This window comes from Oleiphilus sp. HI0043 (assembly GCF_001634935.1).
Genome location: NZ_LWEY01000013.1, coordinates 1 through 1,183, shown reverse-complemented (window position 1 = coordinate 1,183; position 1,183 = coordinate 1). Strand labels below are relative to the sequence as shown.

Annotated in this window: 2 protein-coding genes; both read right to left on the bottom strand. The window is 42.5% G+C overall.

Translation table 11 applies throughout. The features are described 5' to 3' along the window. Positions 1-858 (bottom strand): response regulator (locus tag A3729_RS00725; RefSeq protein WP_156497548.1); only part of this gene is annotated, 858 nt, incomplete at its 3' end. A gap of 81 nt (positions 859-939) precedes the next feature. Beyond that, the coding region (locus tag A3729_RS00720; RefSeq protein ID WP_197475459.1) for an ATP-binding protein at positions 940-1,183 on the bottom strand (244 nt) is incomplete at its 5' end.

Genomic DNA, 1,183 nt, shown 5'->3' with positions numbered 1-1,183 from the left:
TTCTTTTCGCTCGGTAATGTCACGAGCTGTTCCATAGGTGCCAATCACTTTGGTAAGCGTTTTCTTTTTTCCGGAAATGTCTGTAACTGAGGTTCTTACTTTACGCTCAATAGGGAAGAAAGTGACTTCAAAATAGCGCGCTGTATGGTCTGATTTTTTAGCTTTCAGGCGCAACTCTGAAGACCAGGTATCCTGTTTTTTACCGAACTGTTCCTCAAATAGATAGCTGGCACGCTCCAGGTCATTCTCTTCAATAATATCCAGGTAGTTTCGGCCGATTAAGTCTGTTTTCTTATAACCAAGAATGCTTTCTACTTTGTTGTTCAGAAAAGTGAATCGACCACTTTTGTCGAGCATGAAAACGATATCAGGAGAACTGTTAACGATGTAGCGGTGAAGTTCTTCAGATTTTTGTAGTCTCGATTGCATAGCGTGGTGTGCTTTTTCAAGCATCACCTTCTGCAGGGCGCTTTCCATGGTAGAAAGCAGTTCTTCAGGGTCATAGGGCTTACGCAAGTAATCATACGCGCCACGTCGTAAAGCTTTGCTTACCGCAGAAAAAGAAGACTCGCCGCTGACAACAATTGTTGCAACATCGATTTCTTTTTGAGTGATAAAGTCCATCACTTGATGACCATTGAGATCAGCCATATTCAGATCAAGAAGAACTAGATCAAAGTCTTCTGATGATAGCTTTTCACAGGCCTGCAGGCCACCATGTGCGCAAACAACTTGATAGCCTTTGTTGAGTAGAAGGTTCTCAAGACTTTTAAGTAGGCGATACTCATCGTCGACGATAAGAATGCAGGCTTGTTCAGTTTGCAGACTTAGATTCTGCTCTGTTTTTTGTATTTTCATGCTAACTCTTGACCACTACGTAATCACTACGTTCATTACTGCTCCATATTCCTCTCCTATAGTCGCTTCCATACACATGGACTATAGGCTTTCTTGAGGAAGAAAGATTTGAAACGTCGTTCCTTTTTCGTTGCTTCTACAACTAATGGTACCTTTAGCATCCCTGACGAGGTTTTTGGTAATACTCAGGCCCAAGCCTGAGTGTCCGTCACCTTTTGTTGAGGTAACAGGTTTAAAAAGGCTTTTTGCTATTTCTTCTGGCAGGCCTGGGCCTTGGTCCTTGATCAGGATTTCTACGTAACCCTGGCCATTAAGGTTGATATTG